We start from the raw sequence: 18,892 nt of genomic DNA on the forward strand, positions 1-18,892 counted from the left end.
CGTGCGTCAGGCGCCGCAGTCCGCGAGGATCCCGTCCCACAGCGCGACCCGGGCCGACAGCGCGCGGCGGACGGTGTCAGCGCACTGGGTCCAGCGTTCCCGGTCGTCACCGCACAGGTCGATCAGCATCTGCATGGCCATCGGCGTGTGCTGCTCGCCGTCCACCTCGATGTGCCGCGCCAGATAGTCCTTGAACACGGTCAGCCGGTTGTTCGCATCCTCGATCCGGATCACCTGCTCGAACATCTCCGGGATCAGGTCCTCACGGCCGAACGCGAAGGCCGCGGCCTGGCAGTGCACCGGCGCGTTCTCGATGATGTCCCAGGTGACCGCCATGAACTCGGCAGCCGCAGAAGGGATGTCGGCCGCCTTCGCCGCCTCGGCGACGCCGGTCCCGGTACCGAGCAGCCGCAGGAAACCGTCCACCGGGCCGGTGTCGGCCCCGGCCCGGGCCATGCCGTCGAGGTAGAGCTCGAAGTGGCTGATGTAGCCGTCGCCGAGCTCGTCGCTCTCCTCGACCAGCACGATCTCGTTGATCAGCCGGCGACTCGCGGTCGGTCCGCCCGGTAGCCACGGGAGCTCCACGCAGGTCAGCTGCCGCTGCAGGCACTTGAGCAGCGACATGAAGTCCCAGACCGCGAACACATGGCGCTCCTGGAACGTCCGGACCCGCTCCAGGGAGTTCAGCTCCCGGTAGACCGGGTGGCGGAGGACCTCCTGGCGCACGGGCTCGATCGCCTCGCGCAGCGCCGTCAGGCCCGGGTGCGAGCGGTCCCAGTGGTAACGGTCGGAACTCATGGCGGCTCCAGGGAAACGGGTCAGCAACTGCTGACTACCTGTCAGACAAGGGACGCGTGTGTTCGATTGCGCGGTCAGGCTATGGGACGGCGCGCCAAATTCCGATACCTCGAACCCCGGGTTTTAGCGGAGCCGCGTCAAGTCGCTGGTGGTGGCCAGGAGTCCGGGTCCGTGCTCTGGCGAGGGTCAACGCGTACCGCGCGGAGTACGGGCGTTGTCCTTCGGAGCGCTCGGAGCGGGTTCACGCCGCCGGTGGACGCCTGCGGTAGTCGCCGGGGGAGACGCCCAGGGTGCGTTTGAACGCGACGCTCAGGGCGCTCTCGGAGCCGTAGCCGACGGCGTGGGCGATGGCGGCGAGGCCGTCGTCGCTCCCGCGCAGCTGCCGGGCGGCGAGTTCGATGCGCCACCGGGTGAGGTACTGCAGCGGCCCCTGGCCGACGGCGGCCTTGAAGCGCGCGGCCAGGGTGGAGCGGGAGACCGCGCACGTGTGCGCCAGGTCGGCCACGGTCCACGCGCGGGCGGGCTCCCGGTGCAGGGCGGCCAGTGCGGTGGCGACCAGCGGGTCGGCGAGGCCGGCCAGCCAGCCCGACACCGCGTGGGGCTCGCGGACGAGGTGCAGCCGCAGCACGTGGACGAGCATGACGACGGCGAGGTGTTCCGCCACGAGGGCGGAGGCCATCGGCCGGTGGGTCAGCTCCTCGTCGATGGCGGCGAGTGCCCAGCGCACCGTCTCGGCGTGCGGGGTGTCGGCCGGGATGTGGACGACCGGGGGCAGCCGGTCGAGGAGCAGGTCCTGCGCGCGGGGGCCGAAGGAGAACCGGCCGCCGAGGAGGAGGGTGTCGTCCCCGGCGCCCACCGTGGCGACGCCGTTCTGGGCCCGGGCGAACAGCGGGGCGGCGGGGACGGGTTCGGCCTCGTGGTCGCTGCGCAGGGTGAAGGGGCGCCGGCGGGCGAGGAGGTAGCAGTCGCCCTCCGCCAGCGCGAGGGGCGCGTCGAGGCCGTCGACCTCCAGCAGGCAGGAGCCGCGCCGCACCGCGTTGAACTTGACGCCCTGCGGCGCGGCGAACCGGACGGCCCACCGGCCCCCGGCCGCCAGCCCGGCCGACAGGTGGGCGCGTGTCTCCAGCAGGGTCAGCACGTCGTCCAGCGGGTCCACGGCGCCGCCTCCCAGGATCGGACGTTCGCGAAAGAATCACGGACTCACAACCATAGTCCGTCCGATTTGAGCGCCGTAGCGTGGCCGTATGACGACGAACTCCTCGCCCGCACAGACCCCCGCCCGCGCCCACCGCCACGAGCCGCCCCGGCTCGCCACGCCCTTCGGGGCCGGCACCCGCGCCCTGGACGTGGTCGAAGGACTCGACCTGACCGGCCGGCGGGCCGTGGTGACCGGAGGGGCGTCCGGGCTCGGCGCCGAGACCGTCCGGGCGCTGTCCGCCGCGGGCGCCGAGGTCACCATCGCCACCCGCCGCCCGCAGTCCGCGCGGGCGCTCCTCCGGGAGCTGTCGGCCGCCACCGGAGCGGGCCCGGTGCGCGCGGCGGCGCTCGACCTGTCCGACCCGGCCTCCGTCGGCGCGTTCGTCCGCTCCTGGTCGGGGCCGCTGGACATCCTCGTGGCGAACGCCGGAATCATGGCCCTGCCCGAGCGCACGCTCGGCCCGGCCGGCTGGGAGATGCAACTGGCCACCAACCACCTGGGCCACTTCGCCCTCGCCACCGGCCTCCACCCCGCCCTGCGGGCCTCCGGCGCCGCGCGCGTCGTGATCGTCAGCTCGGGCGCCCACCGCGGCGCGCCCTTCGACTTCGAGGACCCGCACTTCGAGCACCGCCCGTACGACCCCTGGACGGCCTACGGGCGCTCCAAGACCGCCGGCGTGCTGTTCGCGGTCGGCGCCCGGCGCTGGGCCGGCGACGGGATCACCGCGAACGCGCTCAACCCCGGCTTCATCCTCACCCGCCTCCAGCGGCACCTCGACGACGACACCATGCGGGCCTTCGGCGTGATGGACGACGCCGGGAACCTCACGCCGCCGTCCTTCTACAAGACCCCGGAGCAGGGCGCCGCCACCTCCGTCCTGCTGGCCGCCTCACCCCTGCTGGACGGCGTCACGGGCCGCTACTTCGAGGACGGCCAGGAGGCACCCGTCGTCCGCGGCGACGAGGACCGCCCCGGCGGCGTGGCCGCCCACGCCCTCGACCCCGACGCCGCCGACCGGCTCTGGGAGTACGCCCGCGCGGCGCTGCGCTCCGTCTGACCGGGCGGAGACGGCGGGCGTCGACTCCGGGGCCACCCGCGGTCGGGTCGGGCGCAGTGGCCGGCCGGGGTGGCGCTGTTCCCGGCGGATCGGGCACGGGGGTCCCGAATTGCGGTGTGGTGCCACGGTCCCGGTGTCGCGATGAATGGCGCACCAGGTTGACGGCTGGTCTTCCGCCGCTCCTCGGCGCCGACCAGCACGCCGTCGGGCGGGCCCGGATGCGCTACGCGTTCGTCACGGGAGGGGACGCTCTGCACGCCGTCCGGTGGTGCGGCCATGAGGCCTCGCCCGGATCGTGCCCTGCCGTCCGGGTCTGGTGGGACATCAGGATAATGATCTTGGATGTTGGCTGGTGCTGGGCGAGGGGCGGGCGGGGTGCGGATCAACGTTCTGGGGCCGCTTCAGGTTGTGCGGGGCGGGGACGGGGCGGCCTTGGAGGTCGGCGGGGCGCGGCTTCGGCTGCTGCTGGTCCGGCTGGCGCTTGACCCTGGGCGCGTGGTCACTCGTGAGCGTCTGGTGGACGACGTGTGGGCGGACACGCCGCCGCAGGAGCCGGTCGGCGCTCTGCAGTCCCTGGTTTCCCGGCTCCGCCGGGCGCTGGGGGGTGACCGGACGGTGGTCGGCTCGCACCCCGCCGGGTATCTGCTGGATCTGCCCCGGGCGAGCGTGGACGCCTGGGACTTCGAGCAGCGGGTGGCCGCAGGGCGGGCCGCGCTGACGGCGGGACAGTTCGCCGAGGCGGTCGTGCTGCTGGACGGGGCACTGGAACTGTGGCGCGGGGCACCGTTCGCGGACGCCGCGAGCGCCAGGTTCACCTCCGCGCCGGCGGCCCGGCTGACGGAGCTGCGGCCGGCGGCGGTCGAGGACCGGGCGGACGCCCTGCTCGCCCTCGGCGGCACCGAAGCGCTGCCGCGGCTGGTCGCCGAGCTCACCGGACTCTGCGTGACCCACCCGCTGCGCGAACGGGCCGCCGTCAGGCTGATGCGCGCGCTCCACGCGGACGGGCAGCAGGCGGCGGCGCTGGAGGTGTTCGAACGCACCCGGCGGGCGCTGGCCGAGGAACTGGGTGCGGACCCGTCGGCCGAACTGCGGGACGCCCACTTTCAGGTGCTGTCCGGCGCGAAGTCGCCGGCGCCCAGGCCGGCCCCGGCTCCCGCGGGGTTCCCGGCCGGGCGGGCGGCACTACCCCTTCGGCTCACCGCCCTGGTCGGCCGCGACGAGGCGCTGGCAGCGGTCGAGGAACGCCTGCACCGCTTCCGCCTGGTGACGCTGACCGGGCCGGGCGGGGTCGGAAAGACCCGGCTGGCCCTTGCGGCCGCGAGCGCCGCCCCGCCCGCGACGGACGTACGGTTCGCCGAACTCGCGGGCGTCAACGGGCCGGACGCGGTGACGCAGGCCGTGCTGACCGCTGTCTGCCGCCCGGCGGAGGCCGGCGTGCTGGGCGGCGGCCTGCCCGCCGCCGATCAGGCCGGGGAACCCGTCGACCGGATCATCCGGGCCCTGGAGGGCCGTGAGGTCCTGCTCGTCCTGGACAACTGCGAGCACCTGATCGAGGACGCGGCCCGGTTGACCCTTCGCCTGCTGGCCGCCGCGCCCCGCCTCACCGTGCTGGCCACCAGCCGCGAACCGCTCGGAATCACCGGCGAGGCGCTCTGGCCGGTACCACCGCTCGCCGTGCCCGAACCCGGCTCCACCCTCCAGGAAGCGCTCGCGTACCCGGCCGTCGCCCTCTTCACGCAACGGGCAGCCGCAGCCTGCCCCGGCTTCACCCCGGACCACGACACCGTCGAGCCGGTCGTCCGGATCTGCCGCGAGCTGGACGGCCTGCCGCTGGCCCTCGAACTGGCGGCGGCCCGGCTGCGGGCCCTGAGCCCCGGGCAGGTCGCGGCGCGACTGCACGACCGGCTCCGGCTGCTGGACCGCGGCTCACGCACCGCTCCCGACCGGCACCGCACGCTGCGCGCCGTCATCGACTGGAGCTGGGAACTGCTCGACGAGGACGAACGCACCCTGCTGCGACGGCTCTCCGTGTTCGCCGGCGGAGCGACCCTCCCCGACGCGCACCGGGTCTGCGCCGACAACTGGCCGAGCGGGCCGGCGCCCGACCCGACGGCCGTGGAGGACCTGCTGGCGTCCCTGGTCGACAAGTCCCTGGTGGTGGCCGTCGGCCGGGAGACCGGCACGGTGCGCTACCGGCTGCTGGAGACGGTCCGCGCCTACACCGCGCAACGGCTCGCCGAGGCCGGCGAGGACGACCGAACCGGCGCCGCCCACCTGCGCTGTTTCGTCGAGCTCGCCGAGGACGCCGAACCCCGGCTGCGAACGGACGGCCAGACCGGCTGGCTGGCCCGGCTGGACGCGGAAGAGGGCAATCTGAACGCGGCACTGGGCCGGGCCGTCGCCGTCGGCCCACCGGAGCACGCACTGCGGCTGGCGGCCGCCCGGGCCTGGCCCTGGCTGATGCGCGGCCAGGGGCGTGAGGCCGGTGAGTGGACGGCGGCCGTTCTCGCCGCCCACGGCTGCACCCCGCCGCCCGGTCTGGAACAGGCGCACGCCCGGTGCGTGATCCTGACCCAGCTCACCGCCCCGCTCCGGAACAGCGGCGAGTCCGCGATCCCACCGGAGGCGATGGGCGCGGCGCTGGTCACGGCACAGCAGGCCGACCACCCGGTCGCCCTGGCCGCCGCGCTGCTGCTCGCCATGGCGGGACCGCCGGAAGCCGTGGGCGCGACCGCGCAGCGCTACGCCGAGCACCCCGATCGGTGGGTGCGGGCCGCCGCCCATCTGGTGCTCGGCCGGATCGAGCTGGGCGCGGGCCGGATCGCGCACGCCGAGCACTGCCTGCGGACCTCGGTCGACGGCTTCCGCGCCGTGGGCGACCGCTGGGGGACGGCCATGGCGCTGGTCACGCTGGCCGCGCTGCTGGCCGTCACCGGCGCCGCCGAGGAGGCCCTCGCGGCGCTGACGGAGGCCGGCGAACTGGACACCGAGACGGGCGGCTCCGGCGAGGCGCCGCTGTCCCTGCTGCTGTCGGGCCGGCTGCGGGCGCGCTGCGGAGAGCCGACCGCGGCCCGGGCCGACCTGGAGCGCGCGCTGGCCGCGGCAGAACGGGCCCAGGACCCGCACCTGCAGGCCGCCGCCCGCTACGCGCTCGGCGAACTCGCCCGGCAAGAAGGGGACTTGGCGGCGGCGCTGCACGGCCAGCAGGAGACGCTGCGGCGCCTGGAGCAGCTGCCCGCGACCGGCCTCGCCGCCCCCGCGCGCCTGCACCTGCTCGCCCTGCTGCACACCAGCCTGGCCCGCACCCGGCAGCGGCTCGGCGCGCCGCACGCGGCCGGCCCGCTGCACCGCCGGGCCCTGGAGCTGGCCGCGGACAGCGGCGACCAGCCAGTGCGGGCGGACGTGCTGGAAGGGTTCGCCGAATACTGCCTCGCGCTCGGCGAGGCGGCACGCGGGGCGGCGGCACTGGGAGCGGCGTACGGCCTGCGCGGGACCCACGACGCGGGCGATCCGGAGCTCCGGGCCGTCCTGAACGGCTGCGTCGAGGCCCTCGGGGAGGCCGGCTTCCGGGCCGCCTGGGAACGCGGCCGGTCGCTGTCGCGACCGGAGTCGCTGGCCCTGGAGACGGGCTGACCGAGCCCCCGGGGGGTGTGTCGGCCGCGCCCCCGGGGGTGGGTGGCGCGGCCGGGCTTGCGATCAGCCGCTGAACGGCGGCTTGGTGGGGGCGCAGACCGTACCGGGGACGGGCAGCACGCCGTCGATCAGGTAGCGGGTCTCGTGCTCGGCGGCGCAGTCGCTGGGATTGGCCAGCACGGTGTGGCCGTAGCCGTCGACGGTCAGCAGCCGCGCGCGGGCGAGCGAGCGGGCCATCGCGCGGGACCCCTCGTACGGCATGGCCGGGTCCCCGGTGTTGGCGACCACCAGGACCGGCCGGGCGGTCGGGCGGTTCCACGGGCCGTCGTACCGGTCGCGGTCCCGGGCGGGCCAGCCGGCGCAGCGCTCGTCGGCCCAGGCGAAGTACGGGCCGGCCTCGCCGGAGCGGGCCCGGGCGTCCGCGGCCAGGGCGGGGTAGTCGGCCCCGGCGGGCGGGGCGGCGCTGTCCGAGCAGACCACCGCCAGCGGCTGGTCCGGCGACTGGCGGGGGACGGGCGGCAGCGGGGTGCCCGGCGCGGAGGGGGTCTCGGTGGCGGTCCACAACGTCTGGAGCCTGGTGCCGAGCCGGCTCCAGCCGGTGGGCAGCTTCGCCACGGGGTTGGTGGCATACAGGGAGGTGATCGTCTCCTCCACGGCCGAGCCGGCGGTGACGGTCGCCCCGTCGACCACGGCCGGCCGGGTGCGCAGCCGCTGGAGCAGCTCGCCGTACCTGGCCCGGGTCGCGGCAGCCGTCCCGGCGGAGAAGGCGCAGGTCCGGGGGCCGGCCTGGCCGCACTGGTCGAGGAAGGCGTCCAGGACGCGGGCGGCGGCCACGTCGTTGCCGTTGCGCAGCAGGCCGCCCGTGGTGGTGGCCTGGTCTCCGTGGCCGGTCGACCAGGCCACCGGGTCCGGGGCGCTGTCGAGGACCATGGCGCGCACCCGGCCGGGGAACAGGTTGGCGTAGGTGGCGCCGAGGTAGCTGCCGTACGAGGTGCCCAGGTAGCTGAGCTGCCGGTCGCCGACCGCGCGGCGGAGCAGGTCCATGTCCCGGGCCACGTTCGCGGTGGAGATGTGCGGCAGCAAGGCGGGGTTGCGGGCCGCGCACTGCCGGGCGAGGCGCTGGTAGGCGTCGGCCCAGGCGTTCTGCTGGTCCGTGCCCTCGGGGTAGCCGGCGGCCGTGCCCGCCAGCAGGGCCTGCTCGTCCGCCGGGTCGTCGAAGCACTGGACCGGAGCGCTGCCACCAGTGCCGCGCGGATCGAAGCTGACGATGTCGAACCGCCGGCGCACCTCCTCGGGGAACTGGCCGAGCATCATGGGCAACGCCACCGTGCCGGCCACGGCCGGGCCGCCGGGGTTGTAGAACAGCGAGCCGATCCGGTGAGCCCGGTCCTGCGCCGGGTGCCGGATGACAGCAAGGTCGATCCCGGCGCCGCGCGGGTCGTGGTGATCCAGCGGGACGCGGGCGGTCGCACACTCGAAGCCGTCCGCGCAAGCCGCCCACGCGATTCGCGGCACCGGGACAGGGTCCGGCGCGGCCACCGCGGTCGCCGGGCACACCGCGGCCAGCACCGTGGCCGCGGCGGCACCGGCGATGAGCCGCCAGGAGACTGCCTCCCGCCGGTCCGCGGTGCGGGAGGCCCTGGGCCGGCGCGGTCCTGCGGCCGGGCCGGTGGGAGGGGAGGAGGTGCGAGTCACGCGGGTGCCCTTTCGTCGACGGTCCGGGCAGTCGTGGGCGCTCGTCGGTTGCGGCGCACACCGCCCGGCACCCGCGACAGTTCCGCACCACGCTGGCAGACCGCTGGCATCCCGCTGGCAGCAGCTCAGGCGCCGTCCGGCAGGGAGGTGGAAGGCGCACCGCCGATACGGGGCGTGCTCCACGCGAAGCCCTACCCGGCGAAGGAGCGCCGGGTGTGACCCGGCCGTCTCGGTCGCCGTCGCTGCTCGCCGTCTCGGTCGTCGACCAGGGTGGCTTCGTTCCTCCTGTTGCCTCGCGAGCGACTCGTTGGAGGCGATGGCGACGCTGCTCTTCTCCTCCCGCTCGGTGAGGACCTGAAACGGCAACTCGGCGCCGTGGCGGTCGAGTTCCATGTAGCCGAGCCCGTCGATGCAGAGCAGGTCGACGTGACCGTGGCGGGAGAATACCTCACTCGTGGTCGCCCCAAAATCTATGTGCGCCGGAGTAGACAATGCTCGCGGCTGGGTCTAGCGTTTCTCTCGTAGACAGCAGTCGGCGATACCGGCCAGACACGAACTGGCCGGGGTTGTTGGACAGAGGTTCGCAGTTCGGTCCGGCAGCGGAGTTCCGAAGCCAGGCAAGCGCAGGACGGCGACGGGACTGGCTGCCGGACCGGGTGGCCCGCAGGTATCGGGGGCCGCCACCAGCAGTACCGGTAGTACGCAGTTCAGTGAGTTGAGTACCAGCAGTCGCAAGACAGGCAGGACCTCGGCAAAGGCGCCCAGACTGCGGGCGCGCGTGCCGAGTGAGTGCAGTACCAGCAGTACGAAAAGTGACAGTTCAGTACAGAGGATGAATGGAGGGCGCAAGCGCCATCAGGATCGCCCGGCCCGTGAACACTCGCCCGGGCGGACACCGCAGACCCCAACCCAAGGACGGTGGTTTCCGGTCACGCATACGCGATCCCCGCACACCGCTTTTTTGGGGCAGTGCGGAAGTAACAGGACCGGCCCAGGCCGGTAGATGGTGTTGTTCCCCTTCGGGGCCCTGGAGCCGACACGGCCCCGGGGCCCCTCGACGCGTTCTCCTCGAGAACCAGAGAGGTGCAGTGACTACAACGGCCAGCCCCGACACACCCGACAAGCTCGACGACGACGACTACCCCGCCTACACCATGGGCCGCGCCGCCGAGATGACCGGCACCACCCCCGGCTTCCTTCGAGCCCTCGGCGAGCGCCGCCTCATCACCCCACTGCGCTCCGACGGTGGACACCGCCGCTACTCCCGCTACCAACTGCGCATCGCCATGCGCGCCCGCGACCTCGTCGACCAGGGCACCCCCATCGAAGCCGCCTGCCGCATCGTCATCCTCGAAGACCAACTCGAAGAAGCCCTGCGGATCAACGAACAACTCCGCAGCTCCCAGCGCGCTCAGGAGCCCACGGCAGGCAGCTGACCTGCAATCCGCCCTACAGCCGCAGGCGAAGCCGGGGCGGCCCGCGCTCGGGCCGCCCCGGCTTCGCCGTTCCCGCCCGCCGCCTACAGCTCCGTCGCCGCGCACGTTGTCGCCGGCCTGTTCGACTGGGCTAATCGGGATCGGGTTCGTCGTGGATGGTCAGTGCTCCGGCGAGGTCGAGGTCGGCGACGGTGCCGTGTGCCCCGGCGCGGACGAGCAGCACTGCGCCGAGCGCGGTGCTCCAGAACGTCCTGGCTTCCACGTTGAGCGGTCGACGGGTCCTCCAGCCGCGACTGTCGATGAGCTGGCTCACGAAACGCTCGGATTGCCGGAACAGCAACTGGAGGTGCTGGTCGACCACGGAGGCGAGTTCGGGCTTGGAGATCCCGGCGGCGAGCGCTCGCGTGACTGACGGGAGCGAGGGCATGGCCAGTACGGCGCGGGCGATGTTGCGCCGAAACGTCGCCGCATCGGGGGCTTGGCGACCGATGCGTTCGATCCGTCGGGCGTCGTGCAGCAAGCCGAGAAAGGCGGCGTGCACGAGGAGGGAGTCCTTGGAGCCGAAGTGGTAGGTGACCTGATTGGGGAAGACGCCTGCCGCGTTCGCGATCTCCGCGACGCTCACTTCAGCGCCGGGCCGTTCCTTGCAGAGCCGTGCGGTTGCCTCGATCAGCCGGCGCCTCGTCGCGCGACCGCGGTCACGCGACCGAGCCGACGTCGATCGGTCTTCGGTTCGCTTCTTCTCCACAGCGAAATTGTATGTGATACAACAGGAGTGTTCACTTGTATCGCATACAAGAAAGGTTGAGGGGCATGCACCGGACTGAAGTCGTCGTGACCGGACTCGGCGCGATCACACCACTCGGGGCAGACGTGGCGTCCACCTGGGAGGCCCTGCTTGCCGGCGAATCGGGCATCCGCGGGTGCGTCCTGCCCGGCCACGAGGACGTCCGTCTTCCCGACGCCGTCGCGGGGACGATGGCGATCGACCCCGCCGAGTTGCTGCTGCCGGTACAGGCCAGGCGGCTCGACCGCTCGCAGCAGGCGGCCCTCATCGCGGCGGCCGAAGCCTGGGCCGACGCCGGCGCTCCAGAGGTGGACCCGGACCGGCTCGCCTCGGCGATCGGCACGGGCATCGGCGGGATAGGGACGCTGCTGAAGGAGGACGACGTACTGGAAGCGGCCGGGACCCGGCGCGTCTCGCCGCGTACGGTCCCGATGCTCATGCCCAATGCGGCGGCTGCGCTGATCAGCATCGAATACGGCGCACGGGCCGGGGTCTACACGCCTGTCTCGGCGTGCTCTTCCGGTGCCGAGGCGATCGCTCTGGGGGCCAGGCTCATCCGTGCCGGCGAGGCGGACGTGGTCATCGCGGGCGGGACCGAGGCCGCGACCACCCCGATCACCGTCGCCGGCTTCGCCCAGGCACAAGCACTGTCGAGGCACACCGCCGAACCCGCCTCAGCGTCACGGCCGTTCGCCGCGGACCGCAGCGGATTCGTCCTCAGCGAAGGCGCCGCCGTCATGGTGCTCGAAAGCGCCGAGCATGCCGGCGCCCGAGGCGCGCGCGTCCACGCGGTGCTCGCGGGCGCCGGCATCGCCGCCGACGCCCACCACATCACGGCGCCCGCTCCCGACGGCTCCGGTCAGATCTCCGCCATGCGCAAGGCCCTCGCGCAAGCCGGTCTGGCTCCCGAGCGGATCAGCCACATCAACGCCCACGCCACCGGAACCCCGGTCGGCGACGTCGCCGAGGCACGCGCGATCAGGGAGGTCTTCGGCCACGCCACCGTGACAGCCCCCAAGGCCGCGCTCGGTCATCTCTTCGGCGCAGCCGGCGCGATCGAAGCACTCATCGCCGTCCTCAGTGTGGAGCACGGTGTCATCCCACCGACCCGCAACCTCACCGAGGCCGGCGTCGATCCCGACATCGATCTCGATGTCGTCGCAGAGCGACGAGACGTCCCCCAGGAGGCCGTGCTCAGCAACTCCTTCGGCTTCGGTGGGCAGAACGTTTCGCTCGTCGTCACCGGTACGCGGCACCACGCGTCCCGTACGGCCTGACGACACCATGACCGACGCGAACGCACCGTTGAACCGGCGACACGGCGAAACAGCGACCGTCAGCGGCCGCCGCTCGGGGCGCCTGTCCGTGGCGGGACCGATCGCCATGCGGCCGGGCTCGCGCACCAGGCTGTGCCACCGCCTGCGCACCCACCCCGCGGGCAGGGGTCAGCGCCGCAGCATGGGCGAGCGCGACTGCATCGCCCTGGTCGACGGTGTCCACCACCTCGTCAAGGCGCCGATCGTGCTGGTCTGGGACCGTCTGAACACCCACGTCTCCCACGCCATGCGCGAGTTGATCGACCAGCGCGCCTGGCTGACGGCGTTCCTGACCGCGGCCGGGCCGGCATTATGCGGGTCTGACGGAGCACGAGGCCGACGACCTGCTCGACGTCGACGACTGGGAGGCCGGACCGGAACGCGGACGACGAGTACGAGTGGGTACCGGTGAGCTGCCAGCGGCTGGATCGAGCTAGGGCTTGTTCAGGTAGGTGAGGACGGCGCGGACGCGGCGGTTGGTGTCGTCATCGTCGGAGATGCCCAGCTTGCCGAACAAGGAGGTGGTGTACTTGCTGATGGCGCTCTCGCTGAGGAAGAGCCGGCGGCCGATGGCCTGGTTGGACAGCCCCTCGGCCATCAGGGCCAGCACGGAGTACTCGCGTTCGGTGAGCCGCTTGAGTCCCCGGGTCGGGGAACTGTTGGTCAGCAGCTTCGCGATGACGGCCGGGTCCATGGCGGTCCCGCCGCCCGCGACGCGTTCCAGGGCACCGATGAACTGGTCGGCGTCGAACACGCTCTCCTTGAGGAGATAGCCGACGCCGCCGGAGCCGTCGGCCAGGAGCTCGCGGGCGTACAACTGCTCGACGTGCTGGGAGAGGATCAGGACCGGCAGGCCGGGCATCTCGCTGCGGGCGGTGAGGGCCGCCCGCAGGCCCTCGTCCGACTGGTCCGGTGGCATGCGGACGTCGATGACGGACACATCCGGGCGCCACGTCCGCAGCGCGTCGAGCGTTTCGGGTCCGGTGGTCGCTGTCGCCACCACCTGGTGCCCGTACGCCTCGATCAGGCGGACCATCCCGTCGCGCAGGAGGTAGAGGTCTTCGGCTACAACGATTCGCATGGCAGCGCCATCCTGACACAGGTCGGGCCGCCCGGTGGGCTGGTGATCTCCAGGGTGCCGTCGAAGACCGCGAGGCGGCGGCGCAGACCGGCGAGCCCGCCGCCGGGTCGCTCGTCGGCCCCGCCCCGGCCGTCGTCCTCAACCTCGACAACGAGGTCGGCCTCGTCCCTGGCGAGGCAGACGCGCGCCCGCGACGCGTGGGCATGCCGGACCGCGTTGGTCAGCAGTTCGGCGACGCCGAAGTAGACGGCCGACTCGATCGGCGCATCCAGGGTCAGCCGGGCGTCAGAGCTGACGGCCACGTCGAGCGGGATGTCCAGAGCGAGGGCGCGCACTGCGTCGACGAGCCCGCGCTCGTTCAGCACGGGTGGACTGATCCCGCGGATCAGCTCGCGGAGCTCGGCCAGCGAGGCGGTGGCGCCGACCCGCGCGTCCCGCATCAGCGCCTTGGCCCGTTCCGGGTCGGTCTCCATCAGCTTCTCCGCGGTCGCCAGGGAGAGCCCGAGTGCAACCAGGCGGGCCTGCGCCCCGTCGTGCAGGTCCCTTTCGATCCGGCGGATCTCGGCAGCCTGCGCGATCGTCGAGTCCGCGCGCTGGGCGGTCAACTCGTCCACCCGGTCCGCCAGCACCATCGCGGGCGACGGACGCAGGAAGCGGACGGCCACCGGCTCGACGAGCCGCCAGGCGTACGGGGCGGAGGCGACAGCCACGACCAGGCCGAGCGCCCCGACGAGGCGCGTGGCGAGCCCCGGCCGGCCGAGCCCGAGGACCGCCGCGGCCACCCCGGCCGGCGGTAGGGCGGCGACCACGCCCGCGGTGAGCGGCACGATCCCCGTGAACCGCAGGTCGCGCCAGTTGGCGGGGTCCTTCCACCGGAGCCGCCACTTCTGGTCCAGGAGGGCGTCCCGGCGGGTGCGCTCGTAGGAGAAGCCGTTCCACCAGTAGCCGGTGGACATCCGCGTCACCGCTCCGGCCTGCCGGTATCCGGCGGGGATGACGGTGGCGGTCCACCTCGCGACGAGGAAGCGGACCATCCGGCAGACCGGGCGGGACAACGCGAGCGTCCCCGCACACACCAGCACGAGCGGCGCTACCCACGACCACGGGTTTCCCGCCCCCCACCAGATCCCCAGCGCCACGGCGGCGGCCCACACGGCCGGGACCAGCATGCTGACGACCGCGACGACGCATCCCCGCACGAAACCCACGCCGACGCGCGCCACCCACGAACCCAGCTGCCTCATGACCCATCCTTCGCTTACCGTTCGGTGCTCCCACTGTGCACCGCGCGGAGCCCGCTACTTCCCTGTTCAGGCAGGGAGTGGGCCTACCCCCACCCGCCTGTGTGTCCAGACGGATACCGCGTCAGCCAAGCACTTCATAGCGTCGTGAGCATGGAAACCGACGCGCACTCCACGGCCGAGGCAGCACTCCTCAACACCCCCCGCACCCAAGGGGCCTTCGACACGGCGAAGAGCAGCATCAAAATCTACGGCGCACTGAGCGCCGCCGCCCTCTTCGCGGTCATCGCGGTATCGGTCAGCGGTCACACGGTGAACACGTTCATGTGGGTCCGGGCAGTTCTGCTGCCCGTAGTCGCCGTGCTGATCTACCGGATGACCGGATCCGCTTCCCGGGGATCTCGACGGGCCTTCGAGCGCGTGAGGGCTCTCACCGTCATCATGCCGATCGCGATCATCGGCGTCGACCTGGTCCCGGGTGTCTGTCCGCCGTGGTACGCCGTGATGCAGGTCGTCTGCATGCTGCCCGTCATCCGAGTCGCGTTCCTGACCCGCGGCTCCGCACTGCGTGCCGCCTTCCCCAGGGAGCGCTGATCGGGCATCGGGCGCCGCTCCGTGCAGCCTCACCCAGGGACCGGCAGGCCACTCGGGCCGCATCCTTCCAGGGCCTGTTGCACGGCGCGCCGGTCCGGGTTCGCCACCGTATCCCGTCGATCAGCTGCCGACGGGCCCAGGTCCGCGGCCGGCCCGGCTTCCTGCCCACCGGCAGCAACGGCTCCAGCCGCTCCCACTGGCCGTTCGTCAGATCACGACGCCCCACGGACCGTGATCATCCACGGCCTTCGGACCGTGCTGCCGTGCGGCCTGTGCGCGCCGCTGCTGGACCGGCCCGCCTGCGCGACGCCCGGACAGAAAAGGAACGATCGTTCTTGACCAACTGTTCCTGAATTGAATACGGTCCTCCCATGGGACGACCGAGAGGATTCGATGAGGCCGACGTGGTCCGGTCGGCGGCGAAGCTGTTCGCCGTCCGGACCTATGACGGCACATCCGTGGACGACCTGGTCTCACACCTCGGTGTGCACCGGAACAGCCTGTACAAGACGTTCGGGAGCAAACGCGGGCTCTACCTGACCGCGCTGCAGTGGATGGTGGACCATCAAGTCGCCGGGCTGGCTGCACGGATCGCCGAAACGGGCGGCCGCGCGGAGGCGACGCAGCAGGTCCTCGCTGACGCGGTCACCGGAACGGACCTCGACCTGCTCCTGCTGGCGGCAGTCGAACGGGCACCGGTGGACGCCGAGGTGGCGCGACTGGTCGGCGAGGCGTTCGCCGCCCTGGACCGCGCAGTCGCCACAGCGGCCCCCGCGGGCGGGGACGACGACGCCCCCACCCTCCCCCTGGCGGCCACCGCCCTGCTCATCGGGCTGCGCACCCGGTCCAGGTCCGGGACGGCCGACGGGGACGACATCCGCGCCGGCGCCGCTCTCGCGCAGCACCTCGGCCGCTCCTGAGGCACCCACCCACTGCAAAGGACACACCATGGCACATGTCAGCGTCGACGGCGGCAACCTGATCGTGGAGATCGAGGGACTGGACAAACTCTGGGCGCTCAAGAGCCGTCTGACCATTCCGCTGGCACACGTGCGCGGCGCCACCGAGGATCCCGGGATCGCCAAGGAGCCCAAGGGGATGCGGGCGCCCGGCACCCACGTTCCGGGCGTCGTGACCGCCGGCACCTTCCACATCGACGGCGAACGGATCTTCTGGGACGTCCGCGACCCGGCGAAGGCGGTGGTCATCCAACTGGCCGACGAGCGGTACGCCCGCCTCGTGATCCAGGTCAGCGACCCGCGGGCGACAGTGGCGCTCGTCGAGCACGCCCTGACGAGCTGACTCCGCCCGCGCGGCTTCACGCCGTTGCCCACGGTGACGGCATCGGCGGCCACGAGGAAACAACGGAGGGGACCATGACAGCTGAGGCAGTACGCATCAGCAGCAACGACTGTTCACTGGCCGGGACGTTCACCGAGGCAGCCGACTCCGTCGCCGCCGCGCTGTTGATCCCTGGATCCGGCAAGGTGAACCGCGATTCGGACGTACGGCTGCCCGGTGGGCCGATGCTCAGGACCGGGGTCACCCGTGCCGTTGCGGACGCCCTGACCGAGGCCCGGGTATCGACACTGCGCTACGACAAACGCGGCGTCGGAGGCAGCGGCGGGGACTTCCTGCGAAGCGGGATGGGCGACGGGCTCGCCGATGCCCAGGCGGCGCTCGCCTGGCTCGCCGACCGGGCCGCCGGACTGCCCCTCCTGGTCATCGGACACAGCGAGGGCGCCTGGTACGCGGCACGGCTCGCCGCCGACGACCAAGTGGCCGGAGCGGTCCTGCTCTCCGCCGCCGCACGCCCCGGTGCCGACGTCCTCGCCTGGCAGGCGGAGCAGCTGGCCACCAGGCTGCCACTGCCGGTCACACTCCTCCTGCGGGTGATGCGCACGGACGTCCACCGCCTCCAGCGTAGGAACCTTGAGAGGATCACCGCCTCCGACGGCGCCGAGCTGCGCCTCCAAGGACAACGGGTGAACGCCCTGTGGACGCGTGACTTCATCGCCCACGATCCCGTGCCGGACCTCGCCCGGATCACGGTTCCGCTCCTCGCGGTCACGGGCGGCGCCGATCTGCAGGTCCCACCGGAGGACGTGGACGCCATCGGCCGCCTGGTACACGGTCCCTTCGAAGGGCACGTCCTGGCCGACCTCAGCCACCTCTTCCGCCCGGACCCGCGATCCTTGGGCCCCAAGGGCTACCGGCGCGCCGTCCGGCAGCCGGTGAGCGCCCACGTCCTGGACCTGATCGGCGGATGGGTTGAACGCCACTGGGGCACCGCACCCGGTGGAGGCACCCCTGACGGATCCCCCTCCACGACGGCGGAAGACCGGTGAGCGGTGCCGGCCCGATCGCGAAGCATCGGCCGGCCGGTCCGGTTCCGCACGGCCCCCGCGCTGTCCGGTTGCGGTTCAGCCCAGGGCGCAGGCGAGCCGCGCCGCGTCGCGAGGTCCTCCCGCGCACGGTGGTCGGCTCCAGGCTGACAGGCGGCGACGGCCTGCTCCTGACGGTTCTTCCGCTCGCGCTGGTGGGTGTCCCGTTCCCACGCGCCGGGCGATGACGAGGGGGCCGGTGAACGCCCACTCGGCCGCGATCTGCCGGTCCAGTAGTGCGCCCACCAGCAGCGCCAGTGGGCTGCGGGTGAGCAGGACGTCGGCCTCAGGCTGCCGGGGTATCCACACCGAGGTCTCCATCGGCACGGGCTTCCTCGCGGACTGATGTTGTCCGCTATGCGGACCGTCAGCTTGAGCGGGCCCGCGGGCCGGCGATCGGCATGCTGGACGACCGCGCAGGGCCGTTCGCCGGCGGCTGGCCCAGCTGGGAACCGGCCGGTTGCGGGCGGTGACCCGGTCCTCACCGGACAGCTTGGACCCTCGAGGAGGGCTTGGCTGCGTTCACCGCCCCCGTCTGTGCGTGCAGAGAATAATTCGAGTTCGCGGCCGGGCAATTAAAATTTCAGAGGACCTGTAACTTCTGTCCGTAAGGCTCCCATCTGCAACTGGCAGCACCGTGTGCTGTATCGAAGGAGTGATTCGTGAGTTCTCAGGTGAAGGCATACGGGTTCGGTATGCCGTGGGAATCGCTGTACGGTTACAGTCAGGCCATTCAGGTAGGTGAAACCGTATATGTGTCAGGTCAGTTGTCCCATGACCGGAACGGAGACTTCGTAGGTGCCGGCGACTTCGAACTGCAGGTTCGAACCACGCTGGAGAACCTTGACCTGGTGCTGAGGAAGTTCGGAGCTGAACGGAGCCAGATCGTGGAAACCACGGTACTGGTGAGGAATCTTCGGGAGAATTTCGAAGCGGCAGCACGCCTTCATGCCGAGTACTTCGGGGAGCACCGGCCGACCAGCACGGTCATGGGCATATCGGACTTGGCGTTGCCGGACCAGCTCGTGGAAATCGGTGCCCTTGTGCGTCTTGATGTGAAGCCCTAGAGATTGCCTCGTAACTGCCGCCTTGCTTCCGCCTTGGTCGCGGCAGGGGTGGGGTGATCTCGGCGAGTGATCCGATGTGGATCGAGCCGTTCTCGGGGTTGCACGAGCCGCAGTTCCGCAAGCTGGTCGCACTGGTCCGCCGTCGCGGCGGTGACATCCAGTGCGGCCGGCCGTGGCGGCTCTGCCTGGAGGACCGGGTGCTGCTGGTAGCCACGTACTGGCGGACCAATCTGACGTCGCGGCAGATCGCGCCGTTGTTCGGCATCTCGAAGTCAGCCGCGGACCGAGTGCTGGACCACCTTGCACCGCTGCTGGCGATCTCGCCCGCGCGGCGGCCGCGGCAGGACACCGTGCTGATCGGTCCCGTACCGGCCGGCGCACCCCACCATGGCCGCTGGTACGACGCCGTCATCGTCCCGCGCGAAGTCACCGGCCCACCTGCCACCGATCCCAGTGCTGGCGCCTGGCCTGGCTGCGCACCGGTGGGGCGTGGTGCTCCGCGCTGGTCACCGCCCGGCGCCGGCCCGGTCCCGGCCTGCCCCGGATCGCCCACGCCCGGTGGGGCGAGGACAAGGACACGGCCTGGGTGATCGCCGACGCCACCG

General features: G+C 72.4%; 16 protein-coding genes and 3 pseudogenes. 11 read left to right on the forward strand and 8 right to left on the reverse strand.

The genetic code is table 11. From position 1 onward, the window contains the following. Window positions 1-6: 6 nt before the first annotated feature. Together ACZ5OX_RS28875 and ACZ5OX_RS28880 are read right to left on the reverse strand one after the other, a co-directional pair. The gene (locus ACZ5OX_RS28875) at window positions 7-798 is read right to left on the reverse strand and encodes a DUF3050 domain-containing protein (RefSeq protein WP_465634148.1); all 792 of its coding nucleotides are present in this window, start codon (window positions 796-798) and stop codon (window positions 7-9) included. Between the two features lie 241 nt (window positions 799-1,039). Further along, complete coding sequence (locus ACZ5OX_RS28880) at window positions 1,040-1,954, reverse strand: AraC family transcriptional regulator (protein WP_465634150.1); 915 nt, start codon at window positions 1,952-1,954, stop codon at window positions 1,040-1,042. Between the two features lie 88 nt (window positions 1,955-2,042). On the opposite strand from ACZ5OX_RS28880, the gene ACZ5OX_RS28885 reads away from it, so the two are divergent. Next, window positions 2,043-3,053: an SDR family NAD(P)-dependent oxidoreductase gene (locus ACZ5OX_RS28885; protein ID WP_465634151.1), complete on the forward strand. Its 1,011-nt coding sequence runs from the start codon at window positions 2,043-2,045 to the stop codon at window positions 3,051-3,053. Between the two features lie 342 nt (window positions 3,054-3,395). Beyond that, window positions 3,396-6,686 carry an AfsR/SARP family transcriptional regulator gene (locus ACZ5OX_RS28890; protein WP_465634153.1) on the forward strand — a complete coding sequence of 1,097 codons (3,291 nt, stop codon included), beginning with the start codon at window positions 3,396-3,398 and terminating at the stop codon, window positions 6,684-6,686. A gap of 63 nt (window positions 6,687-6,749) precedes the next feature. Here ACZ5OX_RS28890 and ACZ5OX_RS28895 read toward each other — a convergent pair whose 3' ends face one another. Beyond that, on the reverse strand, window positions 6,750-8,381 hold the full coding sequence (locus tag ACZ5OX_RS28895; protein WP_465634195.1) for an alpha/beta fold hydrolase: 1,632 nt from the start codon (window positions 8,379-8,381) through the stop codon (window positions 6,750-6,752). 300 nt (window positions 8,382-8,681) lie between these two features. Beyond that, window positions 8,682-8,819 (reverse strand): annotated as a pseudogene (locus tag ACZ5OX_RS28900) (ATP-binding protein); the annotation flags it as partial. A gap of 716 nt (window positions 8,820-9,535) precedes the next feature. Between ACZ5OX_RS28900 and ACZ5OX_RS28905 the strand changes: the two are divergent. Continuing rightward, window positions 9,536-9,817, forward strand: coding sequence for a helix-turn-helix domain-containing protein (locus ACZ5OX_RS28905; RefSeq protein ID WP_465634196.1), 282 nt, complete (start codon window positions 9,536-9,538; stop codon window positions 9,815-9,817). Between the two features lie 130 nt (window positions 9,818-9,947). On the opposite strand, the gene ACZ5OX_RS28910 is transcribed toward ACZ5OX_RS28905, so the two are convergent. After that, on the reverse strand, window positions 9,948-10,565 hold the full coding sequence (locus ACZ5OX_RS28910; protein ID WP_465634154.1) for a TetR/AcrR family transcriptional regulator: 618 nt from the start codon (window positions 10,563-10,565) through the stop codon (window positions 9,948-9,950). 65 nt (window positions 10,566-10,630) lie between these two features. On the opposite strand from ACZ5OX_RS28910, the gene ACZ5OX_RS28915 reads away from it, so the two are divergent. After that, the gene (locus ACZ5OX_RS28915) at window positions 10,631-11,881 is read left to right on the forward strand and encodes a beta-ketoacyl-[acyl-carrier-protein] synthase family protein (protein WP_465634156.1); all 1,251 of its coding nucleotides are present in this window, start codon (window positions 10,631-10,633) and stop codon (window positions 11,879-11,881) included. Between the two features lie 55 nt (window positions 11,882-11,936). Further along, window positions 11,937-12,221, forward strand: a pseudogene (locus tag ACZ5OX_RS28920) (IS630 family transposase); the annotation flags it as partial. 132 nt (window positions 12,222-12,353) lie between these two features. On the opposite strand, the gene ACZ5OX_RS28925 reads toward ACZ5OX_RS28920, so the two are convergent. Together ACZ5OX_RS28925 and ACZ5OX_RS28930 are read right to left on the reverse strand one after the other, a co-directional pair. Continuing rightward, the gene (locus tag ACZ5OX_RS28925) at window positions 12,354-13,001 is read right to left on the reverse strand and encodes a response regulator transcription factor (protein ID WP_465634157.1); all 648 of its coding nucleotides are present in this window, start codon (window positions 12,999-13,001) and stop codon (window positions 12,354-12,356) included. Then, on the reverse strand, window positions 12,986-14,245 hold the full coding sequence (locus ACZ5OX_RS28930; RefSeq protein ID WP_465634159.1) for a sensor histidine kinase: 1,260 nt from the start codon (window positions 14,243-14,245) through the stop codon (window positions 12,986-12,988). The genes ACZ5OX_RS28925 and ACZ5OX_RS28930 overlap by 16 nt, the downstream gene beginning before the upstream one ends. A gap of 150 nt (window positions 14,246-14,395) precedes the next feature. Between ACZ5OX_RS28930 and ACZ5OX_RS28935 the strand changes: the two genes are divergently transcribed. Then, a complete protein-coding gene (locus ACZ5OX_RS28935) occupies window positions 14,396-14,836 on the forward strand; it encodes a hypothetical protein (RefSeq protein ID WP_465634160.1) in 441 nt (146 codons plus the stop codon). Here ACZ5OX_RS28935 and ACZ5OX_RS28940 read toward each other — a convergent pair. Then, window positions 14,772-15,062 (reverse strand): transposase, encoded by a 291-nt coding sequence (locus ACZ5OX_RS28940; RefSeq protein WP_465634162.1) that lies wholly within the window; start codon window positions 15,060-15,062, stop codon window positions 14,772-14,774. The genes ACZ5OX_RS28935 and ACZ5OX_RS28940 overlap by 65 nt on opposite strands. Before the next feature lie 145 nt (window positions 15,063-15,207). On the opposite strand from ACZ5OX_RS28940, the gene ACZ5OX_RS28945 reads away from it, so the two are divergent. From ACZ5OX_RS28945 to ACZ5OX_RS28965, 5 genes and pseudogenes are all read left to right on the forward strand, one after another. Continuing rightward, a complete protein-coding gene (locus ACZ5OX_RS28945; protein ID WP_465634163.1) occupies window positions 15,208-15,756 on the forward strand; it encodes a TetR/AcrR family transcriptional regulator in 549 nt (182 codons plus the stop codon). A 28-nt stretch (window positions 15,757-15,784) separates the two neighbouring features. Next, entirely contained in the window at window positions 15,785-16,138 is a 354-nt protein-coding gene (locus tag ACZ5OX_RS28950; protein WP_465634165.1) for a hypothetical protein, read from the forward strand. A gap of 74 nt (window positions 16,139-16,212) precedes the next feature. After that, complete coding sequence (locus tag ACZ5OX_RS28955; protein WP_465634166.1) at window positions 16,213-17,184, forward strand: alpha/beta hydrolase; 972 nt, start codon at window positions 16,213-16,215, stop codon at window positions 17,182-17,184. Between the two features lie 698 nt (window positions 17,185-17,882). Next, window positions 17,883-18,287 carry a RidA family protein gene (locus ACZ5OX_RS28960; RefSeq protein WP_465634168.1) on the forward strand — a complete coding sequence of 135 codons (405 nt, stop codon included), beginning with the start codon at window positions 17,883-17,885 and terminating at the stop codon, window positions 18,285-18,287. A gap of 74 nt (window positions 18,288-18,361) precedes the next feature. Then, window positions 18,362-18,646, forward strand: a pseudogene (locus ACZ5OX_RS28965) (helix-turn-helix domain-containing protein); the annotation flags it as partial. Window positions 18,647-18,892: the final 246 nt, after the last annotated feature.

Source organism: Kitasatospora sp. NPDC032121 (assembly GCF_055580145.1).